Below are 20,084 nucleotides of genomic sequence, written 5' to 3'. Positions count from 1 at the left end.
GAAACACTACACCGCCATGCTCAGCCTCGTATCAACGGTGATATGGCTGGCATGATTGAGAACGCTCCCTAGGTCAGGGCGAAGTATGGCGGCTTGATCCGCATCAGTTTTTGCCGCCGGGGGCATCGATATAATCGCTGGCGTATTCACGCCGGGAGTGGTTGTTATGTCGAAAAAACCGGATCGCATCACCGCGATGCAACAGATTATCGAGCAGGCCAAGGCCGAGTTTCCCCTTTATGAAGCCGACACCTTTGTCTGTGGTACCGATAACAACTGTATCGGCTGCCCTAAAAAGCTGATGGAGCTGCTGGATACCGAGCTGAGCTACTGGGAACACAGCATCAAGCGCGGCATAACGCCGCATTTCGATGAAATTCGTCGCTTCGGCAAGTTGTGCAAGAGCGTTAAGCGAGGGCTGGTGCGCAACCACATCGTCAGCAGCTGACGGGCCGCGCACGGCGGCTGGCGCAGTTAACGGCCTTGGGTTGTCTCGGGCCTTATTTCACGGGGCTGTGCCGAGCCTGTGGCACTTATATTCACGCCTCGGTTTCGGCGGCTCTGCTTGGCGGTTTTGTGCTGGTACATTTTGCGATCGGCGATGGCCAGACATGCCGAGGCATTAGCGCTATCTTCACTGGTGGCCAGCCCGAAACTGATGCCGGACATCGGCCAGTTGGCGTGCAGCACCGTTTCGATATTAGAGATGGTGCCTTCAAGGTGCCGACGGATCTCGGGTAACTGATCTGTTGTTGTGCCCCGCACCAGCCAGACAAATTCATCGCCCCCGGTTCGGAATATCTCGCCGGTATGACCGATTCGTTCGTGCATTAATCGGGACGCTTCCGACAGAAAGTGATCGCCGGCGTCATGGCCCATTGAGTCGTTAATCGCCTTCATGCCGTCAAAGTCGATAAACATGATGAGGTAGGCGTCGGACAGATCGGAGAGTCGTTCCTGCAGCAGCAGCCGGTTTCCTACCTGAGTCAGCGGATCGATGCGGGATTCGTAAAAGACCCGGTTAAAGTCGTTTTGCTTGATTTTCAGCCATTCCGACAGCGAAAACAGAATACAGACGCAGTCGATGGCCAGGGCCATCACCACCGCCAGCTCCGGATAGGCCAAACCGGACACCAGGCTGGAATGGGAAACCAAGTAGTACACCAGCGCGGCGCTGTAGAACAGATTGCCGATCAGATAGTACTTGGCCCTGAAGTCTTCGTTCGAGAGCATGGTCATGCCAATCCAGAGGCTTAGCGGCACCCACAGCAGCGCAATAACATGAGACAGATAAAAGGTGACCTGAAAAGGCAGCCACAGCATCACCGTGCCCAGCAGGGTCACGGTAATGGCCAGCCACCTCAATACTCGAGCCAGTCCGGGATGCTGCTCGGTGCAATTGAACAGGCCACAGGCAAAGAGGCTGGCGCAGGCAATGGCAAACGGAAACAGATGCATGCCGGCATAGGTCACATTCAGCCCGTCGTGCGCGGTAACGCCGTTAATGGCGCCGGCTGCTGCCGCCCAGCCCAGCGCATGCAGGCCCACATAGCCGGCGTAGGTGAGTGCCAGTGATTGGCGGGTGCGTACATAAATGGCCAGCGACAGCAATGTCAGGGTCAACATGATGGCAATGGCGCCGATCGTCGTGGAATTCACCATAAATTGGTGATGATAAAATGCCTGTTGAGAATAAAAGGTGAGGGGAACCGGCGTGGCAAAGTGTTTTGCCTGAACCACTATCCACAGTTGGCCTGCCTCCTGGTCTTGCAGCCACAACGGCAGCACCTGGGTGTGCATCAGCCGGGGCGTGAGGTCATCGCTCAGCTGAGAAAATTCGGCCAGCATTCGGGGTGGCCCTTCATCGGGCTGCCAGTAGGCGATACCGGTATCGATAAAATTGGCGCCTGGCACCACAAACCAGGTTTGCCGCCGGGTATTGGTGATCGGCACCCGGGTTACAAAGGTGCCGGCCCGACCGAAAAGGCTATCAACGGCGGCTGCTTCACCTGTCAGCTGCTGTTGCAGTTTATGGAGCGGGGCACGCGCCAGAGAAGCATCCAGTGGATACCAGCGTTGATGATCGGCTGACGAATGAACGGCTTCATCGAGTTGCAGGCTATCGCCAACCTCGGCATGAGACAAGAAGGAAGCGAAACTCGCCAGCAACAACACCCATACTCGAACGATCATGGTTCCAATACGCATATTTGGAGTGATTCCAGAAAAATCGTCATGACAGAATTGTCAGTAACTATTTGATTTTCAGTGTATGGCGGGCGAAAGGCAAACAACAGCCGCTTTTATGTTCGTTTTGTGAACCGAGCAGAGCTTCTCTATTTTTTGGCACCTCCGATCGGCTTTGCGTGAATGATGTACTATCAAAGACAAGGCGTTGCGCTTTCATACATCCCTGACGTAACCCAGGCACGGAGCAACCATGAATCCCAAAACCACCCTGACACTTGTCGTCGCCACGTTTGCAATGAAGGCCCACGCCGCCCAAGACCCCATTCCCGACATTATTTTTGTGCCGGAGAACGCCAAGGTCGTTGAAGCCGAACAAAAATGGTTTGGCGGCTTTGAACTGGAGGCCGATGTATCAGGTAGCAGCATTGGTAGCATCAGTGAAGCAGTGAAAGCCTTTTATACCGATAAGGGGTTTGAACTTGGTCGCGAACAAGCCGACGACGACGACGTTGAGCTGCTGTTCGTGAAAGAGCAGGAGAGCGTTGAAGTGGATATCGAGCTGGAGCATAACGATATTATTGAATACAGCGTCGATTACGAAACCAGGTAACGATGGCTTGCTGCAGCCAGAAGCGGGAAAGGTGACTCTCCCGTTTTTGTCGTCCTCATGATCCACGTGGAAATGAAAATGCAGAACGTCTAATACCTGTCAGGTGTTTGAATTATCCGCCGGAATGAAGGGGATCAAGCCTTGCTGATAAGCCATTTCCTGGGCTTCTCTCGGCGCAAAACGTAGATCGACAATGGTATCACCGATGTAAACCATCCAGACCAAGGGGTTAGTTATCAGCCTGCTTGGAAGGTTCCATTCTGGATCGATTTGGCGCATTTTTAACAGATCCCGTACCTGTTTTGATTTACCTTGCCCGGTACTCTGGCCCACACCAAATGCTTGATACAGGTCGGTCGCTTTGATATGAGGCTGTTGGCTGTTATCAAAAAGAAAGTTAACCATGCCAATAGCATGAGTGACACCACAAGCCCAGGAAGCCGTCTTACCTTTGATTAATGGCGAGGGGCGTTTGCGACAAAGCGCTGCAACGGCAGAGCTGATCACCTGAGCGTACTCATCGTTCAGGTATTTTTCAGCAAACTCGTCGGTGATTTGCGTGATTTCATCATACTTTTCACGCATTGACTTAGGGATTTTTGCAGATTTTTCCATGGTCACCAGCACATAATGAAGGTTAAAAGTGCACTTCAGGAGCAGCTCTTTTACTTTACTGGAACAACAGGCTAAGCGCTACGATTGAGAGCAAGCCGCGTCTGTCGTCATTGCACGCGGAAATTGGATCATGTAGATTCCCCCGTGAGGTCACATGGTACAAAACACCAGTGAGCTGCAATCGTAATGATCTGGCCATTCATGGCCCCTTTTTAGGTGTTTATTAAAAGGGAAAAGAAAGCGTAACAATTTTGACCAAATGCACGCGTCCCCCCTGTTATATTGGTTTCGTCTTTCTATTATATTGTTGCTCCTGCTTTCTCTTGATGGCACTAATGGCTGCACATAGCCAGGTTCTTAAGCATTAAAGAATTCGTAAATGTCATGTAACCCTTTGCCCTGCTTGGATTTACTTTGCTGCGATGGTTGAGCGTTTCGTCGTAAATATTGGAAAGCCCAGTCCAGATGATGCTCTATTTCCTGCATTGCCCGCTGGCTTATCGCGGTCACCACCGGGCAAAACCAGACATCTGCATTTTTCGCAGCTTTAAACAGGGATAATCCCGGCGAAGCTGAATTTACGATGAGCCGTTTCAGCAGCAAGGTCAGCAAGCTGGCCCAGATCAATCCTTCGACGATCGCCTTTTGCTCAGTATTAAACTTTCGCAGGTTGGTATGGGATTTCAGCTCTTTGAACAGCAGCTCGATCTGCCAGCGAGTACGATAAAGCAGCATGATATCGGTGGCACTGAACTCTTCTCGTGGCAGGTTGGTCAGCCAGAGTACGAAACGCTGCTCCTGCGTAAACCAGCGGCGGATAACCCGATACCGGAACTTGCCTGAACGGACCACCATATCCAGCACATCGGAACGGTTGGTACGATGCTTCACCGCCTGGAGCTTTTTACCAGCCAATTTCGGCAGCAGACGGCCATGCTGATTGCGGGCTTCTTCGATAGTCGGATTCAGAGACAGTTTACCCCGGACCAGATAAAAACCACCGTGTTGCTCAATCTCATGGTAATAGTTCTGGTCCAGATAACCGGCGTCAGCTAACAGTAACTGTTCTCGCAGCTCGGTTGCCGAAGGGCGGAAATCATGCTCCGAGATGGTATCGGCGGCAATGGTCATGTTTACCGGAGCCTGTTCAAGCAACGACATGGTGACATGGCACTCGACCGCAGCCGGTGAAACCGTATGAAACCGTCCGGGGAACTCTTTTGCAGGCCACGCCGGAATCGACGGGAGGATAAAGGGATCTGCTCGGCCGACCAACACATGACAGGGATGTCATGTGTTGAGCGTCACATGGATGTGCTTGAAGCGAGTCGGCGGAGCGGACCCTTTGTCCGACAGGTTGCTGCCGATATTGCGCAGTACTTCCTGTTGCTACGGAGTGATCTGATCCACCAGCTGCTCGGCCGCCGCAAACTTGCCTGGTGCTGAGCATCCCTGTATCCTACGCGGCCTTTTTGCTTTTGGATGTCAACATGATCGGATTTGACTACGGTACATCAAACTGTGCCGTCGGCGTGATGGAAGGAAATAACCCAAAGATCTTATCTTTAGGTGATCATGGTCGATATATATCGTCAACCTTATATGCACCAAGCCGAGACGTGATTGTCAACTGGCTGTATAAACACCTGCCATCGGCAGAACAAAAAAACTTTCAGTTGCAACGGCAAAGACAACTGCAAAAAGGGCAGGTTGAATTAAAAGAGCTGGCACTGGATGGCTATCCCACCGAATTGTCATTTGGCCAGCAGGCATTGAATAATTACCTGCAAGAGCCAGATGAGGGTTACTACATAAAGTCGCCTAAATCCTTTTTGGGGGCGACGGGCCTGTTGCCGCAACAAGCCGAATTGTTTGAAGACATTGTGGCGGCCATGATGAGCAATGTAAAAACGCTCACCGAAGCCGCACTCGGCAGAAGTGTCAGCCAGACGGTGATTGGCCGCCCGGTTAACTTTCAGGGCCTGCGTGGTGAAGAAAGTAATCGGCAGGCATTGGAAATATTAACCAACGCCGCAAAGCGAGTCGGCTTCAAGGATGTTGAATTTCAGTTTGAACCGGTTGCCGCCGGCTTTGAGTATGAAGCCGGCCTGACCAAGGAAACCCGAGTGCTGGTGGTCGATATCGGCGGTGGTACCACCGATTGCTCCATGTTGCTGATGGGACCCAAACAGGCGCTTTTGCCAGACAGAACCGGTGACTTGTTAAGCCACAGCGGTGAGCGTGTAGGCGGTAATGATTTTGACATTACCTTTGCGCTCAAAGGCATTATGCCCAGCTTTGGCCTGGACAGCATGTTGAAAACCGGCAAGCCGGTACCCGCCAACAGTTACGCGCAAGCGGTCTCCATTAACAACATTCATAATCAGACCGAGTTTTACAGTGCCGCCAATAGCCGCTTGCTGGAGCAGCTGATCCGTGATGCCGAACAGCCCGAGCTGTTGTCGCGCCTGTTAACCGTGCAAAAAAACAAACTCAGCTATCGCGTGGTGAATGCGGCGGAGCAAAGCAAAATTGCCCTGACGGACTGCACCGAGCAGCTGGTCGACTTGTCCGACATAGACAAGGGCTTGAGTGTAAATCTGGACAGAGACGGTTTTGCCAGCGCCTGCCACCGTGAACTGAATACCATCGCCGCCCTGATGAACGATGCCATTACCCAGGCCAACTGCCAGCCGGATGTGGTGTTTGTGACCGGCGGTACCGCCAAGTCACCGGTGCTGAATCGGTTTTTGCAGCAGCAGTTTCAGCACACTCCCATCGTGATCGGCGACCATTTCGGCAGTGTCACCGCCGGCCTGACCCGCTGGGCCAACAAAATATATGGCCCCGGCGAGCAAGGGTAAGCCGTGCCTTGCCAGCAGTAAGTTAAGTTCAAACGGATTCGGCGCTGATCTCTTGCAATGCCTGCACCCAGGCGTCGGGCTCTTGCGCGCCGGAGATGAGGTACTTGCCGTTGATAATGAAGGCTGGCACTGAGGTCACACCTGCCTGCTGGTAGGTGGCTTCCTCTTCTCGCACCATGGCAGCGTATTGATCCGAGTCCAGTACCTGTTTGGCTGTTGCCGGGTCCAGCTCCAGCGCGGCAACGCAATCCAATAGCACAGCGTGATCGGAGACATCCATCGCCTTGCCAAAATACACGTCGAACAGGGCCTGTTTCATGGCGGTTTGTTGACCTTGCTCCCCCGCCCACTTCACCAAGCGGTGGACATCGAAGGTATTGCAGGTCAGTCGCTGCTGTATTTTTTCGAAGTTGAGGCCAAGATCGTTGGCAATTCTCATCATGTTGCTCTGATTTGCCCGCATCTCTTCTTCGCTCCGGCCGTATTTTTTGGCCAGAGCCGGCAAGATGGGTTCCCCTTGACCGGTGTGGTCGGGGTTCAGTTCAAAGGCATGCCACTGAATGGTGAACTCATACTCTGGTGCCAGTTGCTCCATGGCCTGCTTCAGCCGGGCATAGCCGATGGCACACCAGGGGCAGGCGATATCGGAAACAATATCTATCTGTATCTTGTTCATCAAAATGGCTCCTGTGCATTTTATGACTTAACTAGAGGAGTTCACGGGTGACCTTGATTATGCGTGCTTCTACGGTGCGCTGTATCTTGTCTTCAATCTGGCTGCACTGGGATTCAACCTCGCGCCTTGAGGCTGCCGCCACCACAAACGACCATTCGCTGGCATCGTGCCTGTTGTGTTCACCACTCTCACAGACCGCCACCGCCGGATTGCGCCCGAACCGTTCGTGCATACCGCCCATACGCTGGCGTTTCTCTTTTAGCGAGCCACATCCCGGCAGAGAAAAAGTCATGGTCAGAATAGCGATATGCATGTCGTTCTCCTTGCTGGCGTGCCGAACAGGGTAGTCTTTTCAGGCCATTCAGCAAGAGAGCTCAGGCTTTAGTGCCGAACCGGCATGCGCATAAATATGCATGGTTTACTTTGTGTTCACTGATCCGATGGGTTGTGAATGTGCCACGATAGATTGGTTTTGGTAGCAAATGAGGCTGATTTTGACTGCCAACTAAATATTTTCATGTGAGTCTGAAATGGTGTCTTGCATAAACGATCGATTAATGCGGATTTAAATAGTTTGTTTAACTGCTTTTTCCGGAGTAAATTGATGTTTAATGTTAATTATTGGTTAATTAATGCTATTAAGTTTTGATTTTTTCCTTGTATAGTGAGCCGGTTATCTGCGAGCCGGAAAGGGTTTCCGGCTGGTGTTCGACACCAATGGAGCAGAGGCACACCTATTCAAGGAGCACGAGATGAAGTTTACCCCTACCGCCCTGGCACTGGCCCTTGCCACCTGTTTGTCCACCTCGGTACAAGCCGCACCGGAACTGCCGGTGACCGGCCTGGATACCGGCAGCAGCCAGTACAATACTGCCAATGCCTGGGTCGAGATCGATCAGGCGGCGTTCGAGCACAACATCAACACCCTGCAGGCTCTGCTGGACGGCAAGTCCCGGATTTGCGCCATCATGAAGGCCGACGCCTATGGTCACGGCATCGCCAACCTGATGCCCTCGGTCATGGCCGCCAATATTCCCTGTGTGGGCATTACCAGCAACGAAGAGGCGCGGGTCGTGCGCGAGAGCGGCTACGAAGGCCGTATCATGCGGGTACGCAGCGCCAGCCCACAAGAGGTGAGTAACGGCCTGCAATACGAGATGGAAGAGCTGTTCGGTGATATCGACGCCGCGCGCGAAGCGGCCGAAATAGCGGCGGCTGCAGGCAAGACCCTGCGCTATCACCTGGGGTTGAACGCTGGTGGCATGAGCCGCAACGGGCTGGAAGTGGCAACGGAAGCAGGCAAGCAGGAAGCACGCGAGCTGCTAGCGCTGAAGAACCTGGAGCTGGTCGGCATCATGACCCACTTCCAGTATGAAGAGGCAGACTTCGTGCGGGCGGGGCTGGCCAAATTCAACGAGCAGTCGCAGTGGCTGATTGAAGACGGCAAGCTGGATCGCAGCAAGCTGACCCTGCACACCGCCAACTCCTTCACCACCCTGGAAGTGCCGGAAGCCCGCCTCGACATGGTGCGCCCGGGCGGCATCATCTACGGTGACACCCTGCCTTCCTATACCGAATACAAGAAGGTGATGTCGTTCAAGACCCGGGTGGCCTCGGTCAACGACTATCCGGCCGGCAATCTGGTGGGGTATGACGGCACCTACACCCTGCAGCGTGACTCGTTGCTGGCCAACCTGCCGATGGGCTATTCCGACGGTTATCGCCGGGTGTTCACCAACAAGGCTTATGTGGTGGTCAATGGCCACAGAGCGCCGGTAGTGGGCAAGGTGTCGATGAACACCACCATGATCGACGTCACCGACATTCCGGGCGTGAAGCCGGGTGACGAGGTAGTGCTGTTCGGCAAACAGGGTGAAGCCGAAGTAACCCAGGGCGAGCTGGAAGACGCCAACGGCGCCCTGCTGGCCGACCTGTACACCGTATGGGGCAACTCCAATCCCAAGATTCTGAAACGCACCAACTAAGCGGTACGCTTGAGCTGAAAGCGTGAAGCGGGGAGGGCAACCTTCCCGCTTTTTTACTTTATGGCCAGGTGTAAAAGAGGAAAAAAGCAAGACCAGACCCCGTCATTGTGCCGTCATTGCACAGTAAATGAGTCGATAATCCAATGGTGGTGACCTAGGTATATATTTTTGATTGAAGATGGTTTTCCTTTGTTGAAAGTCTGAATATCAAGAAAGGAAAGCTAATGGGTAACTCTTTACCAGCAAAAAACTGGCATGACAGCTGTCTGTAATTTTTCAGGTATGCCATTTGATAGATTGACGGCTTCTTGTTGCCCGCGTGGGTAAAGGACACCTGATCTATGAAGAAATTTTATCAGTTCTTCACCGGTAACTGCATAGTTAATATTTTGAGGTAAGGTTCCAGTTGCTTTTATAATGGCCGACTCAGAGAGCCTCGCACTGATCATACCAAGGATTTCACCCTTTTTATTGAGAAGTGGTCCTCCGCTGTTGCCGGGCTGAACCGGTGCACTAATGGTGATGAATCGATTGTCATCAGCATACCCGGCTAGAGCACTGACATTGCCTGTAGTCAAGTTAAGAGAAGTTCCAACCAGCATGTAGTATGGGTAGCCAAGGGCATAAACTTGCTCTCCCAGTACCGCCTTGCCAGTACTGGCAACGGGTAGCCAGGCTTGTGACCGTTGATGAGGTGAACTTAATATTGCCAAATCAATGCTTTCATCAGTTGAAATAACATTAAGATTTGTTCCATCTTTAAGGGATATAGCACTACAATTCGCGACGACATGCTCGGCGGTAATCAGGTCGGTGTTATTAATATAGAAGGCGGTGCCAAACCCAGAGGGTTGCTTTTTATTGACGTTTGTTGTTTCTTTTTTAGTGTTGGCCTGTTGATTTGAAGGTGATTTTTTTCCTACTTCTCCCAGCAATACTAAGCCTTCATTAACGACCCTGCTAATCAATGAACCCTCCGGGATGTCCCAGCTTCTTGGCGGTCCGAAGTAAATTCCTGAGCTGATTGCAGAAAGCATGTAGGCTTGTTCCTTCTGAGCACCAATCATTACATTCTGCCACCGTTCGTTGTATTTTTCTGAACGTAAGTAGATGCTGTAGCCATTTGTGCTGTGAACCTTGGTAACCAATCTATTTTGTCTTCTTAAAAAATATGGCTCATTGAAGGAGGTATGCAGTGTTTTTATGGACTCGTGTAATTGATAAGTGTTCGCATCGTCATGTTCGAAGTGTTTTATTTCCAGGCTTTCATTGTCGGTAGACCAGCTTGATATGCCTGAAGTGTTATCTTTTTTGGATTTTAGGATCCCCCAAGGTGCGGCAATGGACAGCTTTGATTTAGGGAAATACTTGTCCTCCCATCCATTTTTTTCTGTCATGGAAACAACATCCATGATGACGGAAAAAGCATGAAGGAACTGCGCCTTTTGATACACTGGAAAGTTGCGTTGTGCGTAATCCTCCAGAGCAGTTTGGCTGCTACGGCCCCATATACCGTCGATCAAACCGATGTAGTCACCTTCAAGTGCCAGCCCGGTTTGGAGTAAGCGTTTTTCTGCTCTGTTCATTTCCCGGGCGTCAAATTCTTCGAAAATCAGATTTTTATCATTTGCCGACACCTGTGATGAGAAAGTAAAAATGATGGAAAAAAATACCGTTACTATATATTTTGAGAGCATAAATTCCCCTGTGTCGATAGAGATAGAGGGTTGAAGTGACTATAGTTTCCCGGACACATATCCTCTATGGGCCGGTGATCTTACCTGCGTATAGCCACTTCATGATTATATGAACTCATGACCCATGCTAAGGCCATGTGGTAATCACCTGTAGTTCGCTCAGCAACCCACTTTCCGCAGGGTATTGCCCCAGCCCTCTGAATACTCCCAGCCGTTGCGCCCGCAGTACAAACTAGTGTTATAGACAAGTAGTAGAATACGTATAGATTTCATCTAATTCCTTTTTGCATAACGCTAAGCGCACCGGTGCCCTTTGCAGAGCGAAGCGACGTAAAGGCCATCCGCGTGACGCGTATTGTTAGCCATTGTAGCTTTGGATGTAACTCTGAACCTCTAGATCAAGCTTTTCGAAAAAGGACTCCAGAACCTTGAGGAAGAAGCCAATGAATTCAGGATGTATTTTTATAGAGCCACCCTCAACTCCGAACAAATACTCCGAACCCTGAACAAACTTGTTAACTTTAGATCTTGGATCCTCAGGTAGGCCGCCACCATTATGCACTATCAAATTTCTAACGAGATTTAAACCTTTAATAATAGGCAGCTCATAGCCAAACTTCGAGAAGTCTATTTTAACCACCTTCGTCAAGTACAATAGTGCTCTTTCGACTCCGCTACCGTGCAAATCATTTAGTTTTAATTTGCTATCTATGCTTTCATAAAAAATGGCACATAAATTATTCAGCTGATGCTCTAGAAAATTGAAGATTGTTATGACTAGAGATTCCCTGTGCAATCCGGGATATTTACTTTGATTTAAATGCAGTTCCCAAGAGTAAGTGTCTACAATGTCTTCATGATGTTTTTCTGGATATTTTTCTAGAAGTTGACCAACCTCCTCTTGTAGCTTGCTATCCTTTTCCTTCCAAGACTCTTCAACTTCATGATTGAATTGCGTAAAGTCCATTAGTTCATTTTTGGCAAGGTGGCAGTGGATACACAACCCATTCACAAAAAAATCTACCACTTCGACCCTCTCTTTAATTTCGAATGTTGGTCTGGCTAACATTTTAATAGTGCGCATGCGCATATATACGCTTGCACTGCCTCGGTGTGCGGCACCATATTCCATTTATTATCAATTGGTTATAATATTTAATGGTCAGATGTGCCGGAGAAAATCGAGTATGCGCATATTTGTTCCGAAGTGTGCTCAGTATCTACATGGACTGTTTATCAACCATTTGAATCACAGACATTTTCTGTCTTCGGCTGATAATAAACGCGCATCGCTTGTGGTGATATAGCGCACACTTTCGGATGGGTTCTAAATATACTGTACATACTTGACCGTCTGGATGGCTTTTTTTGCAGGCTTTATCGGTGTTGTTCACCCACGCTACCGCCCCTGCGTTTCAGGCCGCCATTCCCTGCAACCACGGTTTTCAAATGCATCTATTCTGGCTGCTCAGGTGCGGGGAGGCAATTGCAAAAAGGTAAAAGTGAGGTGCAAAACGGGTGGGTGGTTGTTTTGTGCCCACAGACCATGCCGCAATTGACGGGAGGGCAAAGGGATTTGCTCGGCCGACCATCACATAACAGGGCCGAAAAATGCTCCCTGCCATTTCGGCACTCCCGCCTTCCCTGGCGGTCGGATGTTATGTGCCGAGCGTACATGGGGCGAGCTTGTCTCGCCGTGACGAGTTGTATCAGCCTGACCGAACATCCGGTGAATGTTCGCAGCAGGCTGATACAGCGAGTGGCAAGTTCCGGGCGAGTCGGCAGGGCGGGTCCTTTGTTCGATGTGTTGCGCCGATACCGTGCAATGGTTGTGGTCGATTGAAATCGACCCTACGGATTCGGGGCGGGTGTTGTGTTTTTTCCGCAGGTCGCGCCGACATTAATGGGCGGAGCGGGCCCTTTGTTCGACGTGTTGCGCCGATATTGTGCAATGGTTGTGGTCGATTGAAATCGACCCTACGGATTCGGGTCGGATGTTGTTTGTTTCTGCAGGTCGCGCCGACATTGACGGGAGGGCAAAGGGATCTGCTCGGCCGACCTTCTGTTTCAGGGACGAAACAGTGAGCCTCCAGGGAGGGATTTACGGCGAGTCGGCGGAGTTGGCCCTTTGTCCGACGTGTTGCCGCCGATATCGTGCAATGCTTGTGGTCGATTGAAATCGACCCTACGAAAAGCAGTGTGGTGTGTTTCCGCAAATTGCGCCGACATTAATGGGCGGAGCGGGCCCTTTGTTCGACGTGTTGCCTTGGCTATCGTGCCGCGACTTGTCCTGTTTCTACAGAGTGGTCTGATCCGCCAGCTAAAGCGGCGGCTACAGGGAGGGTGCGGTGTTTTGGTGTAGGTAAGGCCCCACTTTGGTGGGGCCTGTGTGGTTCGAGTTTTAGTCTTCGCCTACGCCGCGCAGCAGGCGGCGGATATAGAGCCAGAGCAGCAGGGCGATGAAGGGCACCGATATGCTCAGGCCCACTTCCATCAGGTGGCGGTATTCTTCGTTGTCGACCAGGTTGCGCAGTGTGCGGTCAATCAGATCAAAGGCGTAGTAGGTCACCACGATAATGGAAAAGCTCTCCAGCTTGGCCTGCAGCCGCAGCTGCTCGCCGGCCCGCTTGCTGAGGGAGGCGAGCATGTCGCGGTTTTGCTGCTCAACAGACAAGTCCACCTGCGAGCGCACCAGCTGGGTGGTGCGCGCCAGCCGGCGAGAAAGCTGCTCGATGCGCAGGCCGGCGGTGCGGCAGGTGCGGGTGGCCGGATCCAGCCGGCGATCCATGAACTGCTCTACGGTCTGGCGGCCCTCTATGCGGGTTTCGCGCAGCTCGCCAATTCGCTTGTTGACCAGGGTGAAGTAGGCATCTGCCGCCGAGAAACGGTTGGAGGTAAGCGCCGACAACTCTTCCAGTCGCTGCGCCAGGCTCATCAGCTGATGCAGCAGCACCGATGGCTCTTCGGACGAGACCCGGGTAGAAAGCTCGACCAGCTCGGTTTCAAGCTGGTTGATCGCCGGTACCATGTCGTTTGCCAGCGGCAGTGCCAGCAGCGCCACATGGCGATAGGTCTCGATCTCGCAAATGCGTTGCAGCAAGCGTCCGGCCTGCTGCAACTGCAGGCCGCGATCCTCCACCAGCACCCGCACCAGGCCGCTGTCTTCACGGGGGTAAAAGTCGGTCCACATCTGGCCGACGCCAGACATCACCATGGAGCTGTTAACCTGATAGTCACCGAAGTGCTTATCCAGCCAGGCATTTTCATCGGCATCGGCCCGATGGGCGCGAAACAGGATCTCGGCACCGCACAAAAAGCTGCCCGGCACGGATGCCAGCCATTCGGCCGGCAACTGCGGCAGCTCCAGTGTATTCAGCGCGGTCAGCGTCAGGGTGTAAAACTCGTGGTGGGCTTCAAACCGCAGCGTCAGGCGATCGTTCTCGCCCTGCCAGAAACGCGACTTGCTGATGGTCTCTTGCAGCCCCAGCAGGTCGATGAGTCGAAACACGCTTTGCTGCACGTCCTGCAGCGGGGCGCCGTCATACACTACCGCAATGTGCCGCATTCCCAGCGGGGCCTGCAGCTTTTGAAACGGCCGGGCATGAACCTCTGCGATGATTTGCTCTCGCAACGGGTGACTGAGCATTGCTTCTCCTTTATTGCTGTCAGTCAGAATCCGGATAATTTACCAGATTTTTTCGGCTCGCTATTCGCTATCTGCTCCCGGTTCGGTGGAGATAACCGGGCTACGGCCATTCAACAGCCGATACGCTTCTTTCTCAACCACTGCGGCCTTGTCTCGCCGCTGGGCAAGATTGCTGGGTGACGGCTGATATAAATGTTCTCATTGCGACATTTTTCAGCTTGTTTGATGGCAAGGCTGGATTGGTTTTTTTCTGCGCGACCGCCTGCAACCCCGGCGCAGAGCGGCCAGATGAAGGGGTGGTCAGAAAATAAAGTAGTTGATTTACATCAATGTTCCATCTGAAATGCTTGTTTTACCTGTTCAACTACGTCTATAACAACTACAGTGGCACTCAGGTTAATAAAGGCTTATGTTTCAATGGCTTTAATTTTATTAAAACGACCATATTCAACAAGGTAGTGAGTATGTCACATTCTCGGATTAACCTTTCAAGACGCCAACTTTTTACCCGTCGAGACGTCTCGGACAAGCCGTCATTACCCTGGGTCAAAGAGGCGCAATTTACCGATTTATGTACCCAATGTGGTGAATGCATCAAGCAGTGCCCCACCAAGATCATTCGCCCTTCAGATGGGGGCTTTCCGCGGGTTGATTTTGAACACGGCGAATGTACCTTTTGTTATCAATGTGCCGAGGCCTGCCCCGAGCCGTTATTTGTGCCAAAAACCGAACCGGCCTGGCAAGCCCGGGCGGTGATTGAAGCGGGCTGTCTGGCTAAACAAAACATCGATTGTCGAAGCTGTGGTGACAGCTGCGAACCCTTTGCCATTAGCTTCAAGCTGGCGGTGGGCCGGGTGGCACAGCCGCAAATAGACACGAATAGCTGCACCGGGTGTGGCGCCTGCGTGTCGGTGTGCCCGACCTCGGCCATTACCATCAAGAATATTTTTCAAGAGAGCGCCAATGTCACTGAATGAAGTTCATATCTCAAGTTTGGTGGTTCACGCCGTGCCCCAACATTTAAACGCCATCAAACGCCGGATTGAAGCATTTGACGGCGCAGAAATTTATGGTGAAAGCGAAGCAGGAAAGCTGGTGGTGGTAATAGAAACCCGAAACCAGGGCTATATTACCGACACCATTGATGCGATAAATCAGCTCGAACACGTATTAAGTACCGCATTGGTGTTTCATCAAATAGAAAGTGACTTCGATGATGAAGTCAGTACAGCAGAAAAGTCGGATTCAAAGCTTAAGGATGAACTATGAAAATAACCAGACGTGCGTTTGTGAAAGCAAATGCCGCCGCTTCTGCCGCGGCAGTGGCCGGGATCAGCCTTCCTGTTTCTGCCACCAACCTGATCGTCAGCTCGGATGAAACCGCCATTAAATGGGACAAAGCCCCGTGCCGCTTTTGTGGCACCGGTTGTTCCGTGCTGGTGGGTACGCAAGAAGGCCGCGTCGTCGCCACCCAGGGCGACCCGGAAGCCCCGGTGAACAAGGGACTCAACTGCATTAAAGGCTATTTTCTGTCGAAAATCATGTACGGCAAAGACCGGTTGACCACGCCCTTGCTGCGCATGAAAAACGGCCAGTATCATAAAGACGGCGACTTCGAACCTGTCTCCTGGGATCAGGCCTTTGATGTGATGGCGGAGAAGTTCAAACAGGCCCTCAAGGAAAAAGGGCCTACCAGTGTGGGCATGTTTGGCTCCGGCCAATGGACCGTGATGGAAGGCTACGCCGCATCCAAGCTGATGAAGGCGGGGTTTCGTTCCAACAACCTGGATCCCAACGCCCGCCACTGCATGGCCTCGGCCGTGGTCGGCTTTATGCGTACCTTTGGCATCGATGAGCCGATGGGCTGTTATGACGACTTTGAACACGCCGACGCCTTCGTGCTGTGGGGCTCCAACATGGCGGAAATGCACCCGGTATTATGGACCCGGATCACCGACCGCCGGTTAAGCCATTCCCACGTTAAAGTGAACGTGCTGTCTACCTACTATCACCGCAGCTTCGAGCTGGCCGACCGCGGCATGATCTTTCATCCGCAATCCGACCTGGCCATTGCCAACTTTATTGCCAACTACATCATCGAAAACGAGGCGGTTAACTGGGACTTTGTGGATAAACACACCCATTTCAAACAGGCCACCACCGATATTGGCTACGGCCTGCGTGATGATGACCCGCTGCAAATCAAGGCCAGGAACGCGAACTCGGGCGAGATGGCCGACATTTCGTTTGAACAATACAAAGCCTCGGTGGCCCCCTACACGGTAGAAAAAGCGGCGGAAATGTCCGGCGTGCTACCGGAAGACCTGATTGCACTGGCCAAACAGTACGCGGATCCCGACACCAAGGTGATGTCGTTATGGACCATGGGCATGAACCAGCATACCCGTGGCGTGTGGATGCAAAGCCTGGTGTACAACCTGCACCTGCTGACCGGCAAAATCTCGGAGCCGGGTAACAGCCCCTTCTCGTTGACCGGTCAGCCTTCTGCCTGTGGTACCGCCCGCGAAGTGGGCACCTTTGCCCACCGTTTGCCCGCAGACCTGCTGGTGGCCAATCCGGAACACCGCAAGATTGCCGAGAAAATCTGGAAGCTGCCGGAAGGCACCATACCGCCGAAACCGGGCTTTCATGCGGTGCTGCAAGACCGGATGCTCAACGACGGCAAGCTCAATGCCTACTGGGTGATGTGTAACAACAACATGCAAGCGGGCCCCAATATCAATACCGAACGGTTACCGGGTTACCGCAACCCGGACAACTTTATTGTGTGCTCCGACCCGTATCCAACGGTTACTGCCCAGGCCTCGGATCTGATCCTGCCTACCGCCATGTGGGTCGAAAAAGAAGGCGCCTATGGTAATGCCGAGCGTCGCACCCAGGCCTGGTACCAGCAGGTGTCGCCGGTGGAAGGGGCAAAGTCCGATCTTTGGCAAATCATGGAGTTTGCCAAGCGCTTCAACATCGAAGAGGTGTGGGATGAAGCCTTGATGGCCCAGGTGCCGGAATTACGTGGCAAGACCATGTACGACATTCTGTTTCGTAACGGTAACGTGGATAAATTCCCGCTCGATGAAGCACAAGAGCTGAACGATGACGCCCGGTCTGCCGGTTTTTACGTACAAAAGGGGCTGTTTGAAGAATATGCCGAATTTGGTCGCGGACACGGTCACGACCTGGCCCCCTACGATGTGTATCACCAGGTGCGCGGTTTACGGTGGCCGGTGGTAGACGGCAAGGAAACCCTGTGGCGTTTCAACCCGGAATATGACCCCTACGCCAAACGTGAAGGCCGGGATTTCTACGGCAAGCCCGATGGCAAGGCGCTGATCATTTCGGCACCTTATGAAGCGCCGCCGGAAGTGCCCAACGATGAATACGATCTGTGGCTCTGTACCGGCCGGGTGCTGGAACACTGGCACACCGGTACCATGACCCGGCGCGTGCCCGAGCTGTATAAAGCCATTCCCGATGCGCATTGCTACATTCACCCGGATGATGCCGAGGCGCGTAATTTACGCCGCGGAGACGAAGTGCTCATTCAGTCGCCGCGCGGTGAAGTGCGGGCGCGGGTTGAAACCCGAGGTCGTAACCGGCCGCCAAAAGGCCTGGTGTTTGTGCCCTTCTTTGATGCGCGCATTCTGGTCAACAAGTTGATTCTGGATGCCACCGATCCGCTATCCAAACAGACCGACTACAAAAAATGTCCGGTAAAGATAACCAGAATCGCGAGTGTGTAAGAGTGGCGAGAGGGTAAGTTCTCACTCGGGTAACAGGGCAGTTATATCAAGGCCACTCCATCGCTTAACAATGCAGGGGGTGGTCATAAAAGAATGGAGAGGTTATGCAAAAAATCATGATGGCATTGCTGGCAGCCAGTGCACTGCTGTTCGGTACCGTACAAGCCGAAGAGTCGGCCAAGGCAAACCCGGTGGCGACCGATACCGCCGCTCATACCGTCAACCAGGGCGGCATTGGTGGTGTGGAGTCGTTACGTGGCATGAGTGAACTAGAAACCACGCGCCCGGCGGACGACTTCAAGCGTTTTCCCAAGGATCACCATTTGGACAGTAGTTATGTGTATCAGCCACCCTTGATCCCCCATAGCATCCGTAACTATGAAGTGTCGTTAAACGCCAATAAGTGTCTTTCCTGTCACAGCTGGAAAAACGCCAAGGAAATGGGCGCCACCAAGATCAGCGTGACTCACTATGTGAATCGTCAGGAGCAGGTGCTGTCGGATGTGTCACCGCGTCGTTATTTTTGCTTGCAATGTCACGTGCCTCAGGCCGATGCCAAACCGCTGGTTGAGAGCAACTTTCAGAGCGTCGATTCATTGCGGTAATAAAACGCGACTTAAGAGTGAGAGCCATGAAATTATTAAAAAGATTCTGGAAGCGTTTATCCACTCCCAGCAAGGCCGCGGCAGGCGTGGTGCTGCTGATGGGGTTTATCGGTGGCTTGCTGTTTTGGGGGGCTTTTAACACCGGAATGGAAGCCACCAACACCGAGCAGTTCTGTTCCGGCTGCCACGCCCCCATCGTAAAAGAGATCCGTGAAACCATTCACTACTCCAACCGTTCGGGAGTGCGTGCCATCTGTTCCGACTGCCATGTTCCTCATAACTGGACCGATAAAATCGTGCGCAAGGTGCAGGCATCCAAAGAGCTGGCCTTTCACTTTATCGGCACTATCGATACCGACGAGAAGTTCAAGGCGCGTCGTGGTCATCTGGCGCATCGCGAGTGGCAACGGATGAAAGAAAACAACTCGCAAGAGTGTCGTAACTGTCATCAATTCGACTATATGGACTTCTCGGAGCAAGGCCCCCGCGCGGTAAGGCTGCACTCGACCGCACTGGCCGGTGGCGATAAAACCTGTGTCGATTGCCATAAGGGCATTGCCCATAAACTGCCGGACATGAGCGACGTAGCCGGCTGGCAATAAGCGCCTGGAACGAGAACAAGAGGGGAAACGAATGAGTACCTTAGAATACGTTATCTGGCATATCCTGGGTTACGCCACCATACCGGTGATTATTATCGCCGGTTTTATCGCCGTCGCCGTCGTGTGTATTGGCATTCTGTCGGTGACCAAAGACAAGAAAATTGATTGATACTGTCTGAGAGAACAGGCTGAAAGAAAAAGCGGGGAGGGCGACCTTCCCGCTTTTTGTTGCCGGAACTACTGCCATATCACCGGCGGTAAAGCGTACGGCCAGGTGATTGATTCAGTAGCGATATTCACAGTCGCTCAGATCGCCTAATACTTTCTTCGTACTCTGGAGAGAAGGAGAAAAGCTCGATACCTTCTTCTGATTTACATACACATCAAACTGCTCGGCAGCCTGAATGGCTTCCCGGAATGAATACCAAGCGTTGTCACCGTTGCGCCAGCCCAGGTTTTCGGGAATCCAGTAGGCATTGCCGTCGATCAGTAGCTCCAGTGTATTGCTATCACTGGGGGAAAGATCCTCGCCGCTGGCATGGTTGAAATCAACCTTGGTTAACTCGCCGTTTTCGCTGTAGCCGATGTCGCAGTTGATGGTGAAGGTATCCCCTTGTTCATTCTGGATGCTGTTGACGAGAAAGCCCTGTCCAAACTCTGATACCCAGATATTGGGAATGGCGTTGGCGTTGCTGGCTGCCAGCAGGGTGGCAGAAATGACAAACGGTTTGATGAAGCGCTTCATGATTTATCCCTGTTGTTATTAGGGAGCGTTCTCAATCATGCCAGCCATATCACCGTTGATACGAGGCTGAGCATGGCGGTGTAGTGTTTCT

At 52.3% G+C, this 20,084-nt stretch carries 19 protein-coding genes; 10 read left to right on the top strand and 9 right to left on the bottom strand.

Annotation, left to right across the window (positions count from 1 at the left end):
- Positions 1 to 166 precede the first annotated feature (166 nt).
- Complete coding sequence (locus ABD827_RS12490; protein ID WP_298720431.1) at positions 167 to 448, top strand: hypothetical protein; 282 nt, start codon at positions 167 to 169, stop codon at positions 446 to 448.
- Between the two features lie 26 nt (positions 449 to 474).
- On the opposite strand, the gene ABD827_RS12485 is transcribed toward ABD827_RS12490, so the two are convergent.
- Positions 475 to 2,208 (bottom strand): diguanylate cyclase, encoded by a 1,734-nt coding sequence (locus ABD827_RS12485; RefSeq protein WP_344965084.1) that lies wholly within the window; start codon positions 2,206 to 2,208, stop codon positions 475 to 477.
- A gap of 232 nt (positions 2,209 to 2,440) precedes the next feature.
- On the opposite strand from ABD827_RS12485, the gene ABD827_RS12480 reads away from it, so the two are divergent.
- On the top strand, positions 2,441 to 2,800 hold the full coding sequence (locus ABD827_RS12480) for a hypothetical protein (protein ID WP_344965083.1): 360 nt from the start codon (positions 2,441 to 2,443) through the stop codon (positions 2,798 to 2,800).
- 99 nt (positions 2,801 to 2,899) lie between these two features.
- Here the strand turns inward: ABD827_RS12480 and ABD827_RS12475 are convergent, their stop codons facing one another.
- Both ABD827_RS12475 and ABD827_RS12470 read right to left on the bottom strand, forming a co-directional pair.
- On the bottom strand, positions 2,900 to 3,415 hold the full coding sequence (locus ABD827_RS12475) for a DUF6398 domain-containing protein (protein ID WP_344965082.1): 516 nt from the start codon (positions 3,413 to 3,415) through the stop codon (positions 2,900 to 2,902).
- A 357-nt stretch (positions 3,416 to 3,772) separates the two neighbouring features.
- Positions 3,773 to 4,693, bottom strand: a complete 921-nt coding sequence (locus ABD827_RS12470) for an IS4 family transposase (protein WP_344965081.1) — start codon at positions 4,691 to 4,693, stop codon at positions 3,773 to 3,775.
- Between the two features lie 212 nt (positions 4,694 to 4,905).
- On the opposite strand from ABD827_RS12470, the gene yegD reads away from it, so the two are divergent.
- Positions 4,906 to 6,279 (top strand): molecular chaperone, encoded by a 1,374-nt coding sequence (gene yegD / locus ABD827_RS12465; protein WP_344965080.1) that lies wholly within the window; start codon positions 4,906 to 4,908, stop codon positions 6,277 to 6,279.
- A gap of 28 nt (positions 6,280 to 6,307) precedes the next feature.
- Here the strand turns inward: yegD and ABD827_RS12460 are convergent, their stop codons facing one another.
- Together ABD827_RS12460 and ABD827_RS12455 are read right to left on the bottom strand one after the other, a co-directional pair.
- Positions 6,308 to 6,955, bottom strand: coding sequence for a DsbA family oxidoreductase (locus ABD827_RS12460; protein ID WP_344965079.1), 648 nt, complete (start codon positions 6,953 to 6,955; stop codon positions 6,308 to 6,310).
- Between the two features lie 31 nt (positions 6,956 to 6,986).
- Entirely contained in the window at positions 6,987 to 7,268 is a 282-nt protein-coding gene (locus ABD827_RS12455; RefSeq protein ID WP_344965078.1) for a DUF503 domain-containing protein, read from the bottom strand.
- Between the two features lie 439 nt (positions 7,269 to 7,707).
- Here ABD827_RS12455 and alr point away from each other — a divergent pair, with 439 nt between their 5' ends.
- Positions 7,708 to 8,940, top strand: coding sequence for an alanine racemase (alr, locus tag ABD827_RS12450; RefSeq protein WP_344965076.1), 1,233 nt, complete (start codon positions 7,708 to 7,710; stop codon positions 8,938 to 8,940).
- Positions 8,941 to 9,176: 236 nt separating this feature from the next.
- Here alr and ABD827_RS12445 read toward each other — a convergent pair whose 3' ends face one another.
- From ABD827_RS12445 to ABD827_RS12435, 3 genes are all read right to left on the bottom strand, one after another.
- Entirely contained in the window at positions 9,177 to 10,637 is a 1,461-nt protein-coding gene (locus ABD827_RS12445; protein WP_344965075.1) for a S1 family peptidase, read from the bottom strand.
- Between the two features lie 358 nt (positions 10,638 to 10,995).
- Complete coding sequence (locus tag ABD827_RS12440) at positions 10,996 to 11,769, bottom strand: hypothetical protein (protein ID WP_344965074.1); 774 nt, start codon at positions 11,767 to 11,769, stop codon at positions 10,996 to 10,998.
- 1,269 nt (positions 11,770 to 13,038) lie between these two features.
- Entirely contained in the window at positions 13,039 to 14,283 is a 1,245-nt protein-coding gene (locus ABD827_RS12435) for a DUF3422 family protein (RefSeq protein WP_344965073.1), read from the bottom strand.
- Between the two features lie 329 nt (positions 14,284 to 14,612).
- On the opposite strand from ABD827_RS12435, the gene napF reads away from it, so the two are divergent.
- The 6 genes from napF to ABD827_RS12405 all read left to right on the top strand — a co-directional run bounded on the left by napF (position 14,613) and on the right by ABD827_RS12405 (position 19,417).
- Complete coding sequence (napF, locus tag ABD827_RS12430) at positions 14,613 to 15,260, top strand: ferredoxin-type protein NapF (RefSeq protein ID WP_344965072.1); 648 nt, start codon at positions 14,613 to 14,615, stop codon at positions 15,258 to 15,260.
- Positions 15,247 to 15,552, top strand: coding sequence for a chaperone NapD (locus ABD827_RS12425; RefSeq protein ID WP_344965071.1), 306 nt, complete (start codon positions 15,247 to 15,249; stop codon positions 15,550 to 15,552). Before napF ends, ABD827_RS12425 begins: the two co-directional genes overlap by 14 nt.
- Positions 15,549 to 18,041, top strand: coding sequence for a periplasmic nitrate reductase subunit alpha (gene napA, locus ABD827_RS12420; RefSeq protein WP_344965070.1), 2,493 nt, complete (start codon positions 15,549 to 15,551; stop codon positions 18,039 to 18,041). Before ABD827_RS12425 ends, napA begins: the two co-directional genes overlap by 4 nt.
- 104 nt (positions 18,042 to 18,145) lie before the next feature.
- On the top strand, positions 18,146 to 18,646 hold the full coding sequence (locus ABD827_RS12415; RefSeq protein ID WP_344965069.1) for a nitrate reductase cytochrome c-type subunit: 501 nt from the start codon (positions 18,146 to 18,148) through the stop codon (positions 18,644 to 18,646).
- A gap of 26 nt (positions 18,647 to 18,672) precedes the next feature.
- Positions 18,673 to 19,248: a NapC/NirT family cytochrome c gene (locus ABD827_RS12410; RefSeq protein WP_344965068.1), complete on the top strand. Its 576-nt coding sequence runs from the start codon at positions 18,673 to 18,675 to the stop codon at positions 19,246 to 19,248.
- Positions 19,249 to 19,279: 31 nt separating this feature from the next.
- Complete coding sequence (locus ABD827_RS12405) at positions 19,280 to 19,417, top strand: TIGR02808 family protein (RefSeq protein WP_344965067.1); 138 nt, start codon at positions 19,280 to 19,282, stop codon at positions 19,415 to 19,417.
- 114 nt (positions 19,418 to 19,531) lie between these two features.
- Here ABD827_RS12405 and ABD827_RS12400 read toward each other — a convergent pair whose 3' ends face one another.
- Complete coding sequence (locus ABD827_RS12400; protein WP_344965066.1) at positions 19,532 to 19,993, bottom strand: hypothetical protein; 462 nt, start codon at positions 19,991 to 19,993, stop codon at positions 19,532 to 19,534.
- Positions 19,994 to 20,084: the final 91 nt, after the last annotated feature.

It is taken from the genome of Oceanisphaera sediminis (genome assembly GCF_039539745.1).
GTDB classification, from domain to species: domain Bacteria; phylum Pseudomonadota; class Gammaproteobacteria; order Enterobacterales; family Aeromonadaceae; genus Oceanimonas; species Oceanimonas sediminis.
Note: the sequence above shows the minus strand (reverse complement) of the source record. Positions and strands in the feature narration are given on the sequence as shown.

Bases quoted from the DNA above. Each gene is read 5' to 3' on its own strand.
- ABD827_RS12475 (WP_344965082.1), bottom strand. From the start codon at position 3,415: ATGGAAAAATCTGCAAAAATCCCTAAGTCAATGCGTGAAAAGTATGAT.
- alr (WP_344965076.1), top strand. From the start codon at position 7,708: ATGAAGTTTACCCCTACCGCCCTGGCACTGGCCCTTGCCACCTGTTTG.
- napF (WP_344965072.1), top strand. From the start codon at position 14,613: ATGTTCCATCTGAAATGCTTGTTTTACCTGTTCAACTACGTCTATAAC.
- ABD827_RS12445 (WP_344965075.1), bottom strand. From the start codon at position 10,637: ATGCTCTCAAAATATATAGTAACGGTATTTTTTTCCATCATTTTTACT.
- ABD827_RS12490 (WP_298720431.1), top strand. From the start codon at position 167: ATGTCGAAAAAACCGGATCGCATCACCGCGATGCAACAGATTATCGAG.
- ABD827_RS12460 (WP_344965079.1), bottom strand. From the start codon at position 6,955: ATGAACAAGATACAGATAGATATTGTTTCCGATATCGCCTGCCCCTGG.
- ABD827_RS12455 (WP_344965078.1), bottom strand. From the start codon at position 7,268: ATGCATATCGCTATTCTGACCATGACTTTTTCTCTGCCGGGATGTGGC.
- yegD (WP_344965080.1), top strand. From the start codon at position 4,906: ATGATCGGATTTGACTACGGTACATCAAACTGTGCCGTCGGCGTGATG.
- napA (WP_344965070.1), top strand. From the start codon at position 15,549: ATGAAAATAACCAGACGTGCGTTTGTGAAAGCAAATGCCGCCGCTTCT.
- ABD827_RS12410 (WP_344965068.1), top strand. From the start codon at position 18,673: ATGAAATTATTAAAAAGATTCTGGAAGCGTTTATCCACTCCCAGCAAG.
- ABD827_RS12480 (WP_344965083.1), top strand. From the start codon at position 2,441: ATGAATCCCAAAACCACCCTGACACTTGTCGTCGCCACGTTTGCAATG.
- ABD827_RS12400 (WP_344965066.1), bottom strand. From the start codon at position 19,993: ATGAAGCGCTTCATCAAACCGTTTGTCATTTCTGCCACCCTGCTGGCA.
- ABD827_RS12405 (WP_344965067.1), top strand. From the start codon at position 19,280: ATGAGTACCTTAGAATACGTTATCTGGCATATCCTGGGTTACGCCACC.
- ABD827_RS12425 (WP_344965071.1), top strand. From the start codon at position 15,247: ATGTCACTGAATGAAGTTCATATCTCAAGTTTGGTGGTTCACGCCGTG.
- ABD827_RS12415 (WP_344965069.1), top strand. From the start codon at position 18,146: ATGCAAAAAATCATGATGGCATTGCTGGCAGCCAGTGCACTGCTGTTC.
- ABD827_RS12440 (WP_344965074.1), bottom strand. From the start codon at position 11,769: ATGGAATATGGTGCCGCACACCGAGGCAGTGCAAGCGTATATATGCGC.
- ABD827_RS12435 (WP_344965073.1), bottom strand. From the start codon at position 14,283: ATGCTCAGTCACCCGTTGCGAGAGCAAATCATCGCAGAGGTTCATGCC.
- ABD827_RS12485 (WP_344965084.1), bottom strand. From the start codon at position 2,208: ATGCGTATTGGAACCATGATCGTTCGAGTATGGGTGTTGTTGCTGGCG.